Source organism: Sphingomonas sp. (assembly GCF_013812825.1).
In the GTDB taxonomy this organism is placed as follows: domain Bacteria; phylum Pseudomonadota; class Alphaproteobacteria; order Sphingomonadales; family Sphingomonadaceae; genus Sphingomicrobium.
Window position 1 is genome coordinate 46622 of sequence record NZ_JACCSU010000042.1, and the last position, 15439, is coordinate 62060.

The window sequence follows — 15439 nt, forward strand, 5'->3', positions numbered from 1 at the left end:
TGGATTCGCGGTGCTAGGGCGGCGCGCCGCTGCTCTCGTGGCGCGGCAGGGGCACTCGAACAAATGCGCACGCGCGGACGGTTCAGGCAGAACATCACAGCATGAACATCACTGCGACGGGAGGCGCCGAGGCGGACGCGCCGCACGACGTGTCCCATGGGCACGCGCACGGGCCTCTGCACAAGCTGGCGCTCGGAGCGGTCGGAATTGTCTACGGGGATATCGGCACCTCGCCGATCTACGCGTTCCGCGAGACCTTCGCGGGGCATCATACCCTCGCTCCCGACCAGCTCCACATCTACGGCGTCCTCAGCCTGATCTTCTGGTCGATGATGATCATCGTCACGACGAAATATCTGTCCGTCATCATGCGCGCCGACAACAAGGGTGAGGGCGGCAGTCTGGCATTGCTGGCGCTGATCAACCGCTCGGTCGGCGGCGAGAAGCGCTGGACCGCCGGCATCGTCCTTCTGGGAGTGTTCGCGACCGCCCTGTTTTACGGCGATTCGATGATTACCCCGGCCATCTCGGTGCTGTCGGCGGTGGAGGGGCTGACCACCGTCGAGGCTCGCTTCGAGCCGTTCGTGATCCCGGTAGCGATCGGGATTCTCGTCGGCCTGTTCGCGATCCAGTCGCGCGGCACGGCCAAGGTCGGCTCGCTGTTCGGCCCGGTGATGGTCATCTATTTCGTGACTCTGGCGGTGCTCGGCTCAATGCACATCGCCGATCATCCGGCCGTGCTGTGGAATACGATCAACCCGTTCAACGCGCTCAACTTCTACATCCAGGAGCCGACGCGCGCGTTTATCGCGATGGGGTCGGTGGTCTTGGCGGTAACCGGTGCCGAGGCGCTGTACGCGGACATGGGCCATTTCGGCCGGCGGCCGATCCGCGTCGCGTGGATCTATTTCGTCATGCCGGCGCTGCTGCTCAACTACATGGGGCAGGCGGCGATGCTGATGGCGCAGTCGCCAGCCGACGCGGTCGAGACGGTCAAAAACCCGTTTTTCTATCTCGCCCCCGACGTGCTTCGCCTGCCGCTGGTGCTGCTGGCGACCTTGGCGACGATCATTGCTAGCCAGGCGGTGATCTCCGGCGCCTTTTCGGTCACCCAGCAGGCGATCCAGCTAGGCTTCATGCCCCGGCTTCGCATCACCCACACCAGCGAGCGCGCCGCCGGCCAGATCTACATACCGGTGATCAACTGGGCGCTGATGGTGATGGTGATCCTGCTGGTCATCACTTTCGGATCGTCGTCCAACCTCGCTGCCGCCTATGGTATCGCGGTCACCGGTGCGATGCTGATCGACGGGGTGCTGATCGCGGTCGTGCTGCTGATGATGTGGAAGTGGAACCGGGTCGTCGCGATCGCGCTCTTGGCCGTCTTCTTCACCATCGACCTGCTCTATTTCTCAGCCAATTTGCTCAAGGTGCCCGACGGTGGCTGGTTCCCGCTGCTCGTCGGGGCGGTTGCCTTCACCTTGCTGACCACCTGGGCGAAGGGCCGCAAGCTGATGATCGACCGGATGGCCGAGGCGAGCCTGCCGATGGAGATCTTCATCAAGTCGGCCGCTGGAAGCGCCGCCCGAGTCCCCGGCACCGCGGTGTTCATGACCAGCTCGGGGAGTGGAGTTCCGCACGCGCTGCTCCACAACCTCAAGCACAACAAGGTGCTCCATGAGCGGGTGATCCTGCTGACCGTGCGGATCGAGGACGTGCCTTATGTGCCGGAGGACAAGCGCGTCGAAACCCACGATTATGGCTCGGGCTTCTACCGGCTGAAGCTGCGCTACGGCTTCATGGAGGAAGTCAATGTGCCGGCGGCCCTGGCCAAGGCGAAGAATTGCGGGCCGATCTGCAAGATGATGGACACCAGCTTCTTCCTTGCCCGCCAGACCCTGCTGCCGTCGGCGAACCCCGGCATGGCGCTGTGGCGCGAAAAACTGTTTGCCTGGATGCTTCGCAACGCCGAAAGCGCGATGGAATTCTTCAAGCTTCCGACCAACCGGGTCGTCGAGCTCGGAAGCCAGCTCGAAATCTGAACTTTCGCGCCGCGCTGCGGGTTGCGCGGCCATGGAAACCAGCCTTTCGTGGGTCGCGACGATCGCGACCGTCACCGCCGCCTCGATCGTTGCCTCCAACCTCGGCGCTCGAATCACCGGCTACGGATTTATCATCTTCACGGTCGGCTCGCTCGCCTGGCTGGGGGTCGGCCTGGCGAGCGACCAGATAGCGTTGGTGTGGACCAACATCGCCCTGACGTTCCTCAATCTGTTCGGCATCTGGCGCTGGCTCGGCCGTCAGGCGCGGGTCGAGGACGGATCGCGCGCGGCCGCCCGGGCGAGCCACTCGGCGCCCGGCGAAGACCTGTTCCCGGTGTCGCTGCTGGCCGGCGCCAAGGTTCGATCCGGAACCTCCGACCTCGGCAGCTGCGTCGATGCGATGGCCGGCTGCCGAAGCGGACGGATCGCCTATGTGATGGTTTCCGAGGGCGGGTTCGCGGGCGCCGGCGAGCATTTGCGCCGGCTCCCTTGGAACGAGCTGCATGTCGACGACGATGCGGTCGTCACCCGCCTCGACGCGGCTCGATTCTGCAGGCTTGACCCCGTTCCGAAGGACGAATGGCCGGCGCGCTGATCGTCACCGCCGAGCTGGGCTCCGAGGATTTCGCCTGGCTCGACGCGCTTCGCCGTCGCCATTACCCGCCGGAGCGCAACCGGGTGCCGGCGCATCTGACCATGTTCCACGCGCTTGCTCCGTCCGCCGAGGATGAGGTCCGAGGGCGGCTTGCCGGCCATTCTGCCGGTCCGGCTCCGCCCGCCCGTATCGCCGGGGTCATGGATCTGGGCGGCGGGGTTGCCTTCCGGGTTGTTTCGGACGAGCTCGAGGCGCTCCGTGACGAACTCGCCGACGACCTCCACGGGCTTCTCGGAGCGCAGGATTCGCGCGGATGGAAACCGCACGTCACGATCCAGAACAAGGTCGCTCCCAAGGTCGCGCGTCAGCTTCTTTATTCGCTCGAGCGTGAATTTCGGCCGCGGCCGCTGCGCATCGCCGGGCTCGGGCTGCATCGCTACCTCGCCGGCCCGTGGGAAACGCTCGGGGTGTGGAAGTTCCGCGGCTAGCTGACGTCGCCGACGCCGTTGCAGCTCAACTCGAACGCGGCGAGTCCGGCTTCGAGAACGGAGGCCAGCATCGGCATGTCGAGCAATTCGTCGATCGCCGCGTCGCTTCCGCCGGTGACGAGCGCGGTCGCTTCCTCCATCGCCTCGTCCCAGTCGGCGACGTCGTAGGTGCCCTGGCCGACCCAGCAGAAAGCGACCACCTCGGCCAGCTGGTCCTCGCCGAGGTCCTCGAGAATCGCCTTCAATTCCTCTTCGACGCTGTCGTTGATGGTGTCGTCGAGCACCGACAGCGCGCCCTCCTCGTCGTCGTCGACATTGTCCGCTGTTTCGTCGCCGTCATAGTTGGTCGGCGTCTGGGCTTCATATTCTCGCGCCCGAAGGACGATCCGGCACAGGGTGTCGAGCGGGGTCAGCGGGTCCATTCAAGCGGCCTCCATTCGCTCGCTCAACGAGGGCAGGGGTAAGCGGTTCCTCGCGTTGACCGGCAGCATGGCGCGACCTATATCCGCCGCCGCTCCCGCCACGGCGGGAACAGTCGTCAAGCCCCGCGACATGCCGCGGAAATTTGCTGGGGCGGAGTAGCTCAGCTGGTTAGAGCAGCGGAATCATAATCCGCGTGTCGGGGGTTCAAGTCCCTCCTCCGCTACCACCTCGTCCCCTCCGTTCGCCCTAATCGAGCGGGGATGGGTGATAGCTGTCGTCGGGGTGGCGCCGGCGCAGGCCGAGAAGGCCGAGCACCCCGAACAACCCGATCAGGTCCCACGGAATCCCGGCATCCCCTTTGGCGAGGCGCCGCTGCGTCTCGGTCGGAATGCCGCCCACATCCTGGTTCTGGGCGAGCGCCGGCGGGCCTGCCGCGGTCGCCGCGAGAAGGGCCGCGAGAATCAACTTGTTGCGCATTTCCGTCCTCCCGTTCGCATCCGCGTAATTGCGATGAAGGCGCAAAATCGCAACGGATTTGGGCACGGAACTGTTCCGCACGCCGAACGACGCTGGATCGGTAAATGGAGGCTGCTCGCAACTCGCCTTGTCCCGGCAAAAGGAAACGCCCGGACCGACTTGCGGTCCGGGCGTCCTGCGTGACGACTGAAAATCACTCGCCCCCTTGAAACGCTAATCCTGCATTCGCGGCCTTGTCACCTGTGCACGGCTGTTCGGGCGACTTTTCCACAGCCGCTGTGTCGGGCGAGACACAGCGCCATCGCGCCCGAGGCCGCTGGCCTCCGCATTGCGTTGGCCAATCCGCCGCCTTAGGGGAAGGCGCCGCAGCCAACAGCAACAGCCGGAAGGCATCCATCACTTGCGAGTCTCCCGCTGTTTCCTGCCCGTCCTCAAGGAAAGCCCGTCGGACGCCCAGATCGTCAGCCACAAGCTGATGCTGCGCGCCGGTCTCGTTCGGCAGACCGCGGCTGGCATCTATGCCTGGCTGCCGCTCGGCTTCCGGGTCCTCAAGAAGATCGAGCAGATCGTCCGCGAGGAGCAGGACCGCGCCGGAGCGATCGAAATGCTGATGCCGACCCTGCAGCCGGCCGAACTGTGGCGGACAAGCGGCCGCTACGACGCCTACGGGCCGGAGATGCTTCGGATCCGGGACCGCCACGACCGCGAGATGCTCTACGGCCCGACCAACGAGGAGATGCTGACGGCGATCTTCCGCGACGACGTCAAGAGCTACCGCGACCTGCCGCGAACGCTCTATCATATCCAGTGGAAGTTCCGCGACGAGGTCCGCCCGCGCTTCGGCGTGATGCGCGGCCGCGAGTTCCTGATGAAGGACGCCTATTCCTTCGACCTCGACGAGGGCGGCGCCCGGCTGAGCTATTACACGCAGCTGCTCGCTTATTTGCGCACCTTCCAGCGGATGGGCATCCAGGCGGTGCCGATGAAAGCGGCATCGGGACCGATCGGCGGCGATCTTTCGCACGAGTTCATCGTCCTCGCCCCGACCGGCGAGAGCGAGGTGTTCTACGATTCCGCGTTCGAGCAGATCGACTGGAACCGCGCCGACCTCGACTATTCCGACGAGGCCGGGCTTCACGGCCTGTTCGAGCAGGTCAGCTCGACCTACGCGGCCACGGATGAGACTCACGATCAAGCGCTGTGGGCCAAGGTTCCCGACGAGCGCCGCCGCACCGGCCGCGGCATCGAGGTCGGCCATATCTTCAATTTCGGCCAGCTCTACAGCGAGAAGATGGGCCTGAAGGTGTCTGGATCGGACGGCTCGATGGTGACTCCGCACATGGGCAGCTACGGTGTCGGAGTGTCGCGGCTCGTTGGGGCGATCATCGAGGCCAGCCACGACGACAATGGCATCGTCTGGCCCGAAGCAGTCGCTCCGTGGCGGGTCGGGCTAGTCACCATGCGCGCCGACGACGAACCGACCCTCGTCGCCGCCGACCGGCTCTACGCCGACCTGACCGCGGCGGGCGTCGAGACTCTGTACGACGACCGCGACGAGCGCGGCGGGGTCAAGCTCGGCTCGATGGACCTGATCGGCCTGCCCTGGCAGGTGATCCTGGGGCCGCGTGGGATCGCCTGCGGCACGGTCGAGCTCAAGAACCGCCGCACCGGCGAGCGCGAGGAACTGAGCCTCGATTCCGCATTCGCGAGGCTGGCCGCATGATCCTCAACCGCTACGAGCGGATGATCGCCCGCCGCTATCTGCTTCCGGGCAAGGGCGAAGGCTTCATCTTCCTGGTCGCCGCGATCAGCCTGATGGCGGTCGCGCTCGGCGTCGCCGCCTTGATCATCGTCATGAGCGTCATGAACGGCTTTCGGGCCGAGCTGTTCGACAAGATCGTCGGCTTGAACGGCCATGCCATCGTCCAGGGTTACGACGGGCGGCTATCCAACTGGCAGCAGATCGCCGACGCCGCGCGCAAGACGCCCGGGGTGACCTCCGCGCTTCCGCTGATTGAACAGCCCTTGATGGCCTCTGCCAATGGTCGGGTCGAAGGCGTGCTGGTGCGCGGAATGCGAATCCAGGACCTGCGGTCGAACCGGACCATCAACGACAACGTCAAGTCCGGCGACCTGCGCTCGGTTACCCCCGGCAGCGGCCGTATCGCGATCGGCTCCAGGCTCGCCGAGATGCTCGGCGCCTTTCCAGGCAGCGAGATCGCGCTGATCAGCCCCGAGGGTCGTTCGACGGTCGTCGGCACCGTGCCGAGGATCGTCTCCTACACCGTCGGAGCGACGTTCGAGGTCGGCGTCTATGATTACGACAAGGCGTTCGTCGTCATGCCGATGGAAGACGCCCAAACGCTGTTGATGCTGGGCGACGAGGTCGGGATGATCGAAATCCAGACGACCAATCCCGACCGGGTGCACGAGATCCTCGCACCGCTCGAGCCGGTGGTCCGCGGCCGCGGAATCATCGTCGACTGGCGTCAGATGAACTCCGCGCTGTTCGAGGCGCTGGAAATCGAGCGGATCGCGATGTTTGTGGTGCTGTCGCTGATCGTGCTGGTCGCGGTGTTCAACATCCTGTCGTCGCTGATCATGCTGGTGCGGGCCAAGACCCGCGACATCGCCATCCTCCGGACGATGGGCGCCAGCCGGCAGGGGATGATGAAGGTCTTCGTCACCGTCGGGGTGATTATCGGCTCGCTCGGCATCGTCCTTGGCCTGATCCTCGGCGCGATCTTCCTGTTCTTCCGCCAGGGCGTGGTCGACGTGATCCAGGCGATGACCGGCCAGAATTTGTGGGACCCGTCGGTCCGCTTCCTGTCCGAATTGCCGTCCAAGACGGACCCGTTCGAGGTGACGGCGATCGTGTTGATAGCGCTCATCCTGTCGTTCCTGGCAACGCTCTACCCGGCCTGGAAGGCGGCGAGCACCGACCCAGTGCAGGTGCTGCGCTATGAGTGAGGAGTCTCTCGAACGGCTCCGCGAGGCCGCGACGCCGGTCCTCAAGACCCACCAGCTCAAGCGCAGCTTCACCCAGGCCGACGTCACCATCGAGGTGCTTCGCGGGGTCGATCTCGAGGTCCGGCCGGGAGAGATCGTCGCGCTTCTCGGGCCGTCCGGGTCGGGCAAGTCGACCTTGCTGCAGGCGGTCGGGCTGCTCGAGGGCGGCTTTGAAGGCTCGATCCGGATTGTCGGCCGCGAAGCCTCCGAACTCGACAACGACCAGCGCACGCGGCTTCGCCGCGAGGCGTTGGGGTTCGTCTATCAGTTTCACCATCTGCTGCCTGATTTCGACGCTCGCGAGAATGTCATGCTGCCGGTGCTGATCCGCGGCGCCGAGGTCGACGCCGCGCGCACTCGCTCCGATGAGTTGCTGACCAAGCTTGGGCTTGGCGGGCGCCTCACGCACCGCCCCGCGAAGCTGTCGGGCGGCGAGCAGCAGCGCGTGGCGGTTGCGCGGGCGCTCGCCAACCGGCCGCCGCTGGTGCTGGCCGACGAGCCGACCGGCAACCTCGACGAGGCGACCGCCGACGTTGTCTTCGGCGAATTCCTCCAACTCGTCCGAGGTGAGGGCAGCGCGGCGCTGGTGGCGACCCACAACGAGCGGATCGCTGGCAAGATGGACCGAGTCCTGCGTCTCCATGACGGCCGGCTCGAATGATTGGACCTGACACAGCAGCGGCGCGTTAGCGCCCCCATGCGACGCCTGAACCCAACGGCGATAGCCCTGCTCGCGGGTGCCCTGCTGCTGCTCCTGATCATCTACGTTTTCACCGGGGCGACCCGAACGAACACCGACAGATTGTCCGACGCGCAGGTCACCGGCGAGGTCGACGCCAGCGATCCGGAGAAGCGCTGCGGTTCCCAAAAGACGTATGATCTGATCAAGCGCGAGCTGTTTCGCCGGGCCGCCGAGGTTCGCGGCAGCGACCAGGCGGCGTTCGACCGGCTCGCGGCCTATTCGGTGGTGCGGATGGACGCTCCGATGCTGCGCAGCCACGACGAGGAGCTTGGCACGATCACTTGCGCCGGTTCGTTGGCGCTGGACCTGCCCCCGGGAGTTGCGGTGGTCGGCGGCCGCCGCACTCTGACCGCCAACATCGGCTACGCAATCCAGCCGGCCGCCGACGGCAGCGGCGACGTGCTGACCGTGAGCGGCGCCGACTCGATCATCACCCCGCTCGCGACCCTCGCCCGAGTCGGCTCAGCGGCCGGGCAGCCGCTGGCCCCGGCAGATCCAAGCGATCCGACCCTGCCACCGCTCACCGCCGAGCCGCCGCCATCGCGGCCGCCGGCCACAATGCCGCCGCCGCCGCAGGACACCCGACCGCCGCCGCCGCAGCCGTCTCGGCCACCCGCAACGGCCAGCCCGAGCTTCAACTGCCGCTTCGCGCGCAGCCGGGGCGAGATCGCGGTCTGCAACGACGGTGGATTGGCGGCGCTGGATCGCCAGATGGCGGCGCAATTCAATTCCGCCATGGCCCAGGCCGATTCGCGCCAGCGGTCGCTGCTCCAGCGAACCAGAAGCGATTTCCTGCGCTACCGCGACAATTGCCCGTCCAACGGCTGCATCGCCGAGACCTACCGCGGGCGGATTCGGGAAATCCGCGATATCATGGCGGGCCACTGGCGGGGGCGCTGACCAGCCGGCAATCAGTTGTGGAAAACATCGCACCGCGCGGTTTTCCTCGAGTGGTGAAGGCCCCATAGTGCCCGCGTGACCGCGCCCTACGTTCCGCTCCGCAACCTGTCGTGCTTCACCATGCTCGAAGGCGCGATGGAGCCCAAGACCATCGCCGAGCGCGCGGCGATGCTCGGCTTCCCGGCGATCGCGCTCACCGACCGCAACGGCCTTTATGCGGCGATGCCGTTCAGCGACGCCTGCGCGGCCAAAGGCGTGCAGCCGATCATCGGCGCGATGCTGGCGGTGGCTCGGCCGGCCGAGATCGGCGCCCTTCGACAGGCTCAGGACGAGCGCGAGCTGCTCGACTGGCTGGTGCTGCTCGCCAAGGACGAGCCAGGTTACGCAAACCTGTGCAAGCTGGTTTCCGCGGCTCACCTCGACCGCCCCTTGTCCGAGGAGCCGCACGTCGCCTGGTCGGCGCTCGAGGGCCGAAGCGAAGGGCTGGTCGCACTGACCGCGGGCTCGGAAGGCGCGCTCGCCCGGCTGATTGCCGACGGGCAGGCTGCCAAGGCGAGCGACTATCTCGACCGGCTCCAGGCTCTGTTCCCCGAGCGGCTGTATATCGAGCTCAGCCGCCGCGGCGATCGCGTCGAGGAAGCCGCCGAAGCGGCGCTGGTCGAGCTTGCCTACGACCGCGACCTGCCGCTGGTCGCCACCAACCCCGCCGCCTACACCGACCCCAGCTTCCACGCCGCTCACGATGCGATGCTGTGCATTGCGCACTCGGCTTATCTCGAAAGCGCCGAGCGAATAAGCTCGTCGCCGCAAGCCTGGCTCAAGGACGGCGCGGCGATGGCCGAATTGTTCGCCGACCTGCCCGAGGCGCTCGCCAACAGCTCGGTGATCGCCCAGCGCTGCGCGATCGCCGCGCCCAAGCGCCAGCCGATCCTGCCGCGCCTGTCCGAGGACGAGGACGAGACTCTGCGCCGCGACGCGCATGCGGGTCTGAACGATCGGCTCGAGCGCCTCCCAAAAATTCCGAACGGGGAGGGGGACCCATTCCGGCACTACCGCGAGCGCCTCGAGTTCGAGCTCGACGTGATCACCGGAATGGGCTTTGCCGGCTACTTCCTGATCGTCGCCGACTTCATCAAATGGGCGAAGGGCGAGGGCATCCCGGTCGGCCCGGGTCGCGGCTCGGGCGCCGGCTCGCTGGTCGCCTGGGCGCTGACCATCACCGACCTCGACCCGATCGAGCTGAACCTGCTGTTCGAGCGCTTCCTCAACCCCGAGCGTGTGTCGATGCCCGATTTCGACATCGACTTTTGCGAAACCCACCGCGACGAGGTGATCGCCTATGTCCAGCGCAAGTACGGACGTGACCGGGTCGCCCAGATCATCACCTTCGGCCGGTTGAAAGCCCGCGCGGTTCTCAAGGACACCGGCCGAGTGCTGCAGATGAGCTACGGCCAGGTCGACCGGCTCGCCAAGCTGATTCCCAACCACCCGACGGACCCGTGGACTCTCGAACGCTGCCTCAACGGCGTCTCCGAGCTCGCCGCGGAGTACCGCAACGAGCCCGACGTCAAGCGGCTGTTCGACCTGGCGATGAAGCTCGAAGGCCTGCCGCGCCACGCCTCGACCCACGCCGCTGGGGTGGTGATCGGCGACCGGCCGCTGGACGAGCTGGTGCCGCTGTACCGCGACCCGCGCTCGGAAACGCCGGTCACCCAGTTCGACATGAAATATGTCGAGGCCGCGGGGCTGGTGAAGTTCGACTTCCTGGGTTTGAAGACGCTTTCGGTGCTCGAGCGCGGGCGCGAGATGCTCGCCCAGCAGGGCGTCAACGTCGATCTGGCCGCGCTCAAATGGGACGATCCCGAGGTGTTCGAGCTGCTCCAGCGCGGCGACACGGTCGGCGTGTTTCAGCTCGAATCCGAAGGCATGCGGCGAACCCTCGCCGCGGTCCGGCCGACCAGCTTCGGGGATATCGTCGCTCTGGTCTCGCTCTACCGGCCAGGGCCGATGGACAACATCGGCATGTTCGGCGACCGCAAGAACGGCCGAGTGCCGATCGCCTACCCGCACCCGATGCTCGAGGAGGTGCTCGAGGAAACCTACGGCATCTTCGTCTACCAGGAGCAGGTGATGCAGGCGGCGCAGGTGCTCGCCGGCTACAGCCTCGGCGAGGCCGATCTTCTGCGGCGAGCGATGGGCAAGAAGATCCAAAGCGAGATGGACGCCCAGCGCAGCCGCTTCGTCGAGGGGGCGGCGGTTCACGGCATCTCGGCCGAGAAAGCCAGCGAGCTGTTCGACTTGATCGACAAATTTGCCGGCTACGGCTTCAACAAGAGCCACGCGGCCGCCTACGCGGTGGTCGCCTATCAGACCGCCTGGCTGAAGGCCCATCACCGCCCTGAATTCTACGCCGCGTCGATGAGCTTCGACATGGCCCAGACCGACAAGCTCGCTTTGTTCGTCGAGGACATGCGGCACGCCGGGGTCGATTGCCTGCCCCCGGACATCAACTCCAGCCGCGCCAATTTCGCGGTGGAAGGGGAGGCCGTGCGCTACGCTCTGGGTGCGCTCAAGGGAGTGGGCGGGAAAGCGATGGAGACGCTGGTCGCCGAGCGCGAGGCAGGAGGCCCGTTCGCCAGCCTCGATGATTTCGCCGCGCGCATCGATCCTCGCTTGCTCAACCGCCGCCAGATCGAGAGCCTCGCCGGAGCCGGAGCGTTCGACTCGATCATCCCTTGTGATCAGCAAACAGGCGACCGAGCGGCGGTGTTCGCCGCCGCCGAGACCATTCTCGCCCATGCCGCCACCGCCGCCGACCAGCGCGAGAGCGGGCAGGGCGGGCTGTTCGGCGGCGACGCCCACGCGGGGGTCGCGCCGATCCGGATGCCGCGCGACGCGACCTGGACGCTCGCCCAACGAATGGCCGCCGAGCACGATTCGTTCGGCTTTTATTTCTCGGCCCATCCGGTCGACGCGCAGCGGCATCTGCTGGCCGCCCACAAGGTCAAGAGCTTCGCCGAGCTGGCCTCTATCCCGGTGCCGGCCGACGGCAGCCGCTCGACCTCGACCATCGCCGGCCTTGTCGAGGAAGCGCGCTGGCGCACCTCGGCCCGCGGCCGCCGCTATCTGATGGCGACGCTCAGCGACTCATCGGGCCAATATGTCGCGACCGCGTTCGACGAGGAACCGTGCGCGGCTCTCGAGGCGGCGGCGCGGTCGGTTGGCTGCGGGCTGATGAGCGTCGAGCTCGACCGGCGTCCCGGCGACGAGGTTCCGCGAGTGACGATCAAGCGCTTCCAACCACTGGACGCGCTGGCCAGACGCACTCGTTTGCAGATGAATGTCCGGGTGCCCGACGGCGACGCGATCCTGCGCCTGGCGCGCGAGCTGACCGGCGCCCGCGGCGGAACCGGCGCGATCCGCTTCATCGTTCCGCTGGCCGGCGGCGGCGAGGCGGTGATCCTGGCCGGCCGCGATTATCTGCTTGACGCCGAACTGGCCGCGCGCATCGAGCGGGTGACGGGCGAGGGCAGCGTCGACCTGTCGGTCCAGGAGCCGCCCAAGCTCGCGCTGGTCGGCTAAAGCCGGCTGGTTACGCCTGCCAGAAGCCGTCGCGGTTGACGAGGCTGGTGATCCTCGCGTTCTGCTCCTCGCTCATCCGCTCCTTGAAGCGCGGGAACACTTCTTCTTCTTCCATGTGCGCATGCTTCTGGACCAGCGCCCGGAACTCGCGGACCTTATCGAGCCAGTTGGGAGCATCGGTGCCCATCTGATTGAGCTCGTAGATGAAGGTCTTCACGTAGCCGTGCTCGCCCTCGAGCGCGTCGGCGTCGTGAGCCTCGTTGGCCTCGCGAAGCGCCGGATAGACGACCATCTCCTCCTCGTGGGCATGCTTGTCGAGCGCGTGGGTCAGCTTCATCAACAGCATGCTGCGCTTGAAGGTCTGGGTCTCGTCAGTGGCGAGCATCTTGTCGAAGATCGCCAGCGCCATGTCGTGCTCGGTGGCCAGCACCTCGTCCCAGTCGCCGCTGGCGCCGGACAGGCTGTGGGTCAGGAACTTTCGGCCGAAGTTGGCGGCAAGGCCGATCGCTGCTCCGGCCAGCGCCGCTCCCAACAATGCACCGCCGCCGTTCTTCCCCCATGAGAAAGCGCTGTCGCCGCGGCTGGCTTGACCGCTGTTGCCGCCACTCTTTGCGCCGTTGGAGCGCTGGTTCGAACTGCGGTTCTGGGTACGGGTCGCCATGTCGATTCCTCCATGATTTGGTTCGCGAGTCTCAACGGGCGGGTCGAGGGGGCTGTTCCACTTGGGCGAAGGGAATCCCCTGGGCGGCTGCGCCGGGCCGCTCCGCATATCGGCCAGCCCGAGCTATCCGCCCGAATTCCGCAAGCTATCTTGGGCGCTTTGGCGGAGACCCGCATGAATTGGCGTATCGGACGCGTCGAGGCGACCTCGGATCCTGCGGCCGCCCGGCGCAAGGTCCTGGCCAAGCTGCAGCGCCTCGCCGAGCTCGACGACCCCGAGGGGCTGGTCGTTCCAATCCTGGTCGACGCCATCCTGATGGCCGAATCCTACCGCGGCGCGCGCCACCAGATCACTTTCCTGCCCGAGCTGACCCAAAGCGTCGACGAGCTCATTCGCGAGCTGACCATTCTCGAGAAAGCCGAGGAGTGGGCCGGCTCCTGAAACTGGCTCGGGATGGTCAAAGGCTGTTGGCGGGCTCCTCGGGCGGCGGCAGCTCTGCCGGAGGTGCTTCGGGGGCAGCCCCGTTCCCGACATTCTCCGCGGGTTCTTGCGGCAAGAGCGGCTCGTCCGTGGCCGCCGGCAATTCCTGAACCACGTCTTCGAGCGGCGGTAACTGCCTCGCGGTCTCATATTCCTCGCCGGGCAACCGCTGCGGCGCCCGGCTCGGCGGCGGCGCCTGGTCTCGGGGCGGAGCGATGCCCTGATAGACGCAGGCGTCGAGCCCATCGCGCGCGACCACTCCGACGCGCGCCGCGATGGTTCCGCCGTAGCGCCTGGTGAAGCCCTTGGGAGCGACCGCTCCGCGCTTCTTTGGCAATGGCAGCACGGCGGCGATCCGGGCCGCCTCGGTACGGCTCATGGCGCTCGCATCATGGCCGAAATAGCGCTGGGAGCCGGCGTTCACTCCATAGGTGCCGAGGCCGGTCTCGGCGAGGTTCAAATAAACCTCCATGATCCTCTGCTTGGGCCACATCGCCTCGATCAGCAGTGTGAACCAGGCCTCGAGCCCCTTTCGGAAATAGCCGCCGCCCTGCCACAAAAAGGCGTTCTTCGCGGTCTGCTGGCTGATCGTCGAGCCGCCGCGGATCCGCCCGCCGCTGGCATTGCGCTGCATCGCCTCCTCGATGGCGTCGAGGTCGAAGCCGTTGTGGCTGCAGAACTTGCTGTCCTCGCCGGCGATCGCGGCCCGGACCATGTCGCGGTCGATGCGTTTGATCGGCATCCAGTCGCGAGCCGCGCCTCGCCCGGCCATGACGTCGCCGAGCATGGTTGCGGTGATCGGCGGGTTGATGAAGCGATAGGCGAGCACCCATAGCAGCGAGCCGAGGAGGAAGATCAGCACCGCCTTGACGATCCAGCCGAAGATCCGGCGCGGCCAGGAGCGCGGACGCCGCCGCTTGTAGCGGGGGATATTGGACTGCGGTCGCCGGGCCATCGGCGCGCCCTAGCGAGCGGTCATTCACAACGCAATTTCGACCCGGCGCGTGCGCTGGGCCGGTCCTACCCCCCGCTCGAGCCCGCTTTACATCACGGCTTCGCTGCCCTTGGTCAGCGGGCATTGGTTGACTCCGGGCGGATGGAGATGCTCGCCGTGCGGAGTATAGCCGGCGAGGATCATTCGATCGAGCTGCGCCTGGTCCTTGGGTTTCGGGACGACGCTCGCCGATTGTTGCGCCGGAGCCGTCCCGGGCAGCATCGCGTCGGGCGCCGCCGGTGCCGGCACGGCCGCGCTTTCCGCATTTTCACGCTCGCAGGCGGCGGCGCCAAGCGCGAACAGCAGCATCAGTCGTTTCATCGTCAATTTCCCCTCATGCAATGGAGCAGAAGCTTGGCTTGGCTGAATCCCGGCAGATGTCGGGCGCGTTGCGCGCCGCCCGCCAGTAGGCCGTCAGCCCCAGCTGGCGGACGAGCTGGGCATAGGCGGGCTCCGCGCGCGCCGCCGCCAAATTGGGCTCAAAGAGCACTTCGGCGTCGAACAGCCCGCGGGTTCGAACCAGGTTCGCGGCGGCCTTGAGCGCGGCTTCCCGGGCGCCAAGCGCGGCAAGCGTGCCGACGACCAGCCGGTCGTTGTAGCGCGGGTCGGCCGCGAAGCGTTCGAGTTCCGCGACCGATTTTGAACGCAAGCCCGAGTCCTGCGATTTCAGCGCCTGGAACGCGGCGGTCAGGGTCTCGCGCTGCGTGCTGGTCAGCGGCAGGTCGGAATCGTCGAGCACGGCGATCGCCTCGTCGTAGCGGCGCGTCCACAGCGCCGACTTCATTTCGAGCAATCGAAGCGAGGTCGCGTCGGGCCACAGCTTGAGCGTGTCGGCCAGGATGCGGTCCGCCTCGTCATTGCGGCCGACGACGTAAAGCGCCTGGGCAAAGCGGACATTGCTGAACGGCGCCAGCGGCCGCATGGCCCGAGCCCGCTCGTACTGCCCCACCGCTTCCTCCATCCGGCCCACCGAGGCGAGGAAGTCGCCATAGGCCTGGCGTTCGCAGCCGCACTCGGTGGGGCGAACGCTGATCGCTTTCTTGAGC

14 protein-coding genes, 1 tRNA gene and 1 pseudogene are annotated in these 15439 nt (G+C 66.7%); 10 read left to right on the top strand and 6 right to left on the bottom strand.

The window, feature by feature from the left end:
• The first annotated feature begins 101 nt into the window (after nucleotides 1-101).
• From H0T81_RS05530 to H0T81_RS05540, 3 genes are read left to right on the top strand one after another with little or no spacing between them, the layout of a single operon-like run.
• The gene (locus H0T81_RS05530) at nucleotides 102-2042 is read left to right on the top strand and encodes a potassium transporter Kup (RefSeq protein WP_294010702.1); all 1941 of its coding nucleotides are present in this window, start codon (nucleotides 102-104) and stop codon (nucleotides 2040-2042) included.
• 31 nt (nucleotides 2043-2073) lie between these two features.
• Nucleotides 2074-2637, top strand: a complete 564-nt coding sequence (locus H0T81_RS05535) for a PRC-barrel domain-containing protein (RefSeq protein WP_294010705.1) — start codon at nucleotides 2074-2076, stop codon at nucleotides 2635-2637.
• On the top strand, nucleotides 2622-3125 hold the full coding sequence (locus H0T81_RS05540) for a 2'-5' RNA ligase family protein (RefSeq protein ID WP_294010707.1): 504 nt from the start codon (nucleotides 2622-2624) through the stop codon (nucleotides 3123-3125). The genes H0T81_RS05535 and H0T81_RS05540 overlap by 16 nt, the downstream gene beginning before the upstream one ends.
• Here the strand turns inward: H0T81_RS05540 and H0T81_RS05545 are convergent.
• The gene (locus H0T81_RS05545; protein WP_294010709.1) at nucleotides 3122-3547 is read right to left on the bottom strand and encodes a DUF3775 domain-containing protein; all 426 of its coding nucleotides are present in this window, start codon (nucleotides 3545-3547) and stop codon (nucleotides 3122-3124) included. The genes H0T81_RS05540 and H0T81_RS05545 overlap by 4 nt on opposite strands.
• A 150-nt stretch (nucleotides 3548-3697) precedes the next feature.
• On the opposite strand from H0T81_RS05545, the gene H0T81_RS05550 reads away from it, so the two are divergent.
• Nucleotides 3698-3774: transfer RNA gene (locus H0T81_RS05550), tRNA-Met, on the top strand.
• Between the two features lie 20 nt (nucleotides 3775-3794).
• On the opposite strand, the gene H0T81_RS05555 is transcribed toward H0T81_RS05550, so the two are convergent.
• On the bottom strand, nucleotides 3795-4025 hold the full coding sequence (locus H0T81_RS05555) for a WGxxGxxG family protein (protein ID WP_294010711.1): 231 nt from the start codon (nucleotides 4023-4025) through the stop codon (nucleotides 3795-3797).
• 400 nt (nucleotides 4026-4425) lie between these two features.
• Between H0T81_RS05555 and proS the strand changes: the two genes are divergently transcribed.
• The 5 genes from proS (at nucleotide 4426) to dnaE (ending at nucleotide 12258) form a co-directional block, all read left to right on the top strand.
• Nucleotides 4426-5748 carry a proline--tRNA ligase gene (gene proS, locus H0T81_RS05560; protein ID WP_294010714.1) on the top strand — a complete coding sequence of 441 codons (1323 nt, stop codon included), beginning with the start codon at nucleotides 4426-4428 and terminating at the stop codon, nucleotides 5746-5748.
• Nucleotides 5745-6995: a lipoprotein-releasing ABC transporter permease subunit gene (locus H0T81_RS05565; RefSeq protein ID WP_294010715.1), complete on the top strand. Its 1251-nt coding sequence runs from the start codon at nucleotides 5745-5747 to the stop codon at nucleotides 6993-6995. The genes proS and H0T81_RS05565 overlap by 4 nt, the downstream gene beginning before the upstream one ends.
• A complete protein-coding gene (locus tag H0T81_RS05570; protein WP_294010718.1) occupies nucleotides 6988-7695 on the top strand; it encodes an ABC transporter ATP-binding protein in 708 nt (235 codons plus the stop codon). Before H0T81_RS05565 ends, H0T81_RS05570 begins: the two co-directional genes overlap by 8 nt.
• Nucleotides 7696-7731: 36 nt before the next feature.
• Nucleotides 7732-8676 carry a hypothetical protein gene (locus tag H0T81_RS05575; RefSeq protein ID WP_294010720.1) on the top strand — a complete coding sequence of 315 codons (945 nt, stop codon included), beginning with the start codon at nucleotides 7732-7734 and terminating at the stop codon, nucleotides 8674-8676.
• Nucleotides 8677-8751: 75 nt separating this feature from the next.
• Complete coding sequence (gene dnaE, locus H0T81_RS05580) at nucleotides 8752-12258, top strand: DNA polymerase III subunit alpha (protein WP_294010722.1); 3507 nt, start codon at nucleotides 8752-8754, stop codon at nucleotides 12256-12258.
• A gap of 10 nt (nucleotides 12259-12268) precedes the next feature.
• Here the strand turns inward: dnaE and H0T81_RS05585 are convergent, their stop codons facing one another.
• Entirely contained in the window at nucleotides 12269-12919 is a 651-nt protein-coding gene (locus H0T81_RS05585; RefSeq protein ID WP_294010724.1) for a hemerythrin domain-containing protein, read from the bottom strand.
• Between the two features lie 174 nt (nucleotides 12920-13093).
• Here H0T81_RS05585 and H0T81_RS05590 point away from each other — a divergent pair, with 174 nt between their 5' ends.
• The gene (locus H0T81_RS05590; RefSeq protein ID WP_294010726.1) at nucleotides 13094-13360 is read left to right on the top strand and encodes a hypothetical protein; all 267 of its coding nucleotides are present in this window, start codon (nucleotides 13094-13096) and stop codon (nucleotides 13358-13360) included.
• A gap of 265 nt (nucleotides 13361-13625) precedes the next feature.
• Here the strand turns inward: H0T81_RS05590 and mtgA are convergent.
• The 3 genes and pseudogenes from mtgA to H0T81_RS05605 form a co-directional block, all read right to left on the bottom strand.
• Nucleotides 13626-14354: pseudogene (mtgA, locus tag H0T81_RS05595) on the bottom strand (monofunctional biosynthetic peptidoglycan transglycosylase); the annotation flags it as partial.
• 87 nt (nucleotides 14355-14441) lie between these two features.
• Nucleotides 14442-14714 carry a hypothetical protein gene (locus H0T81_RS05600; protein ID WP_294010729.1) on the bottom strand — a complete coding sequence of 91 codons (273 nt, stop codon included), beginning with the start codon at nucleotides 14712-14714 and terminating at the stop codon, nucleotides 14442-14444.
• 13 nt (nucleotides 14715-14727) lie between these two features.
• The coding region (locus tag H0T81_RS05605) for a hypothetical protein (RefSeq protein WP_294010731.1) at nucleotides 14728-15439 on the bottom strand (712 nt) is incomplete at its 5' end.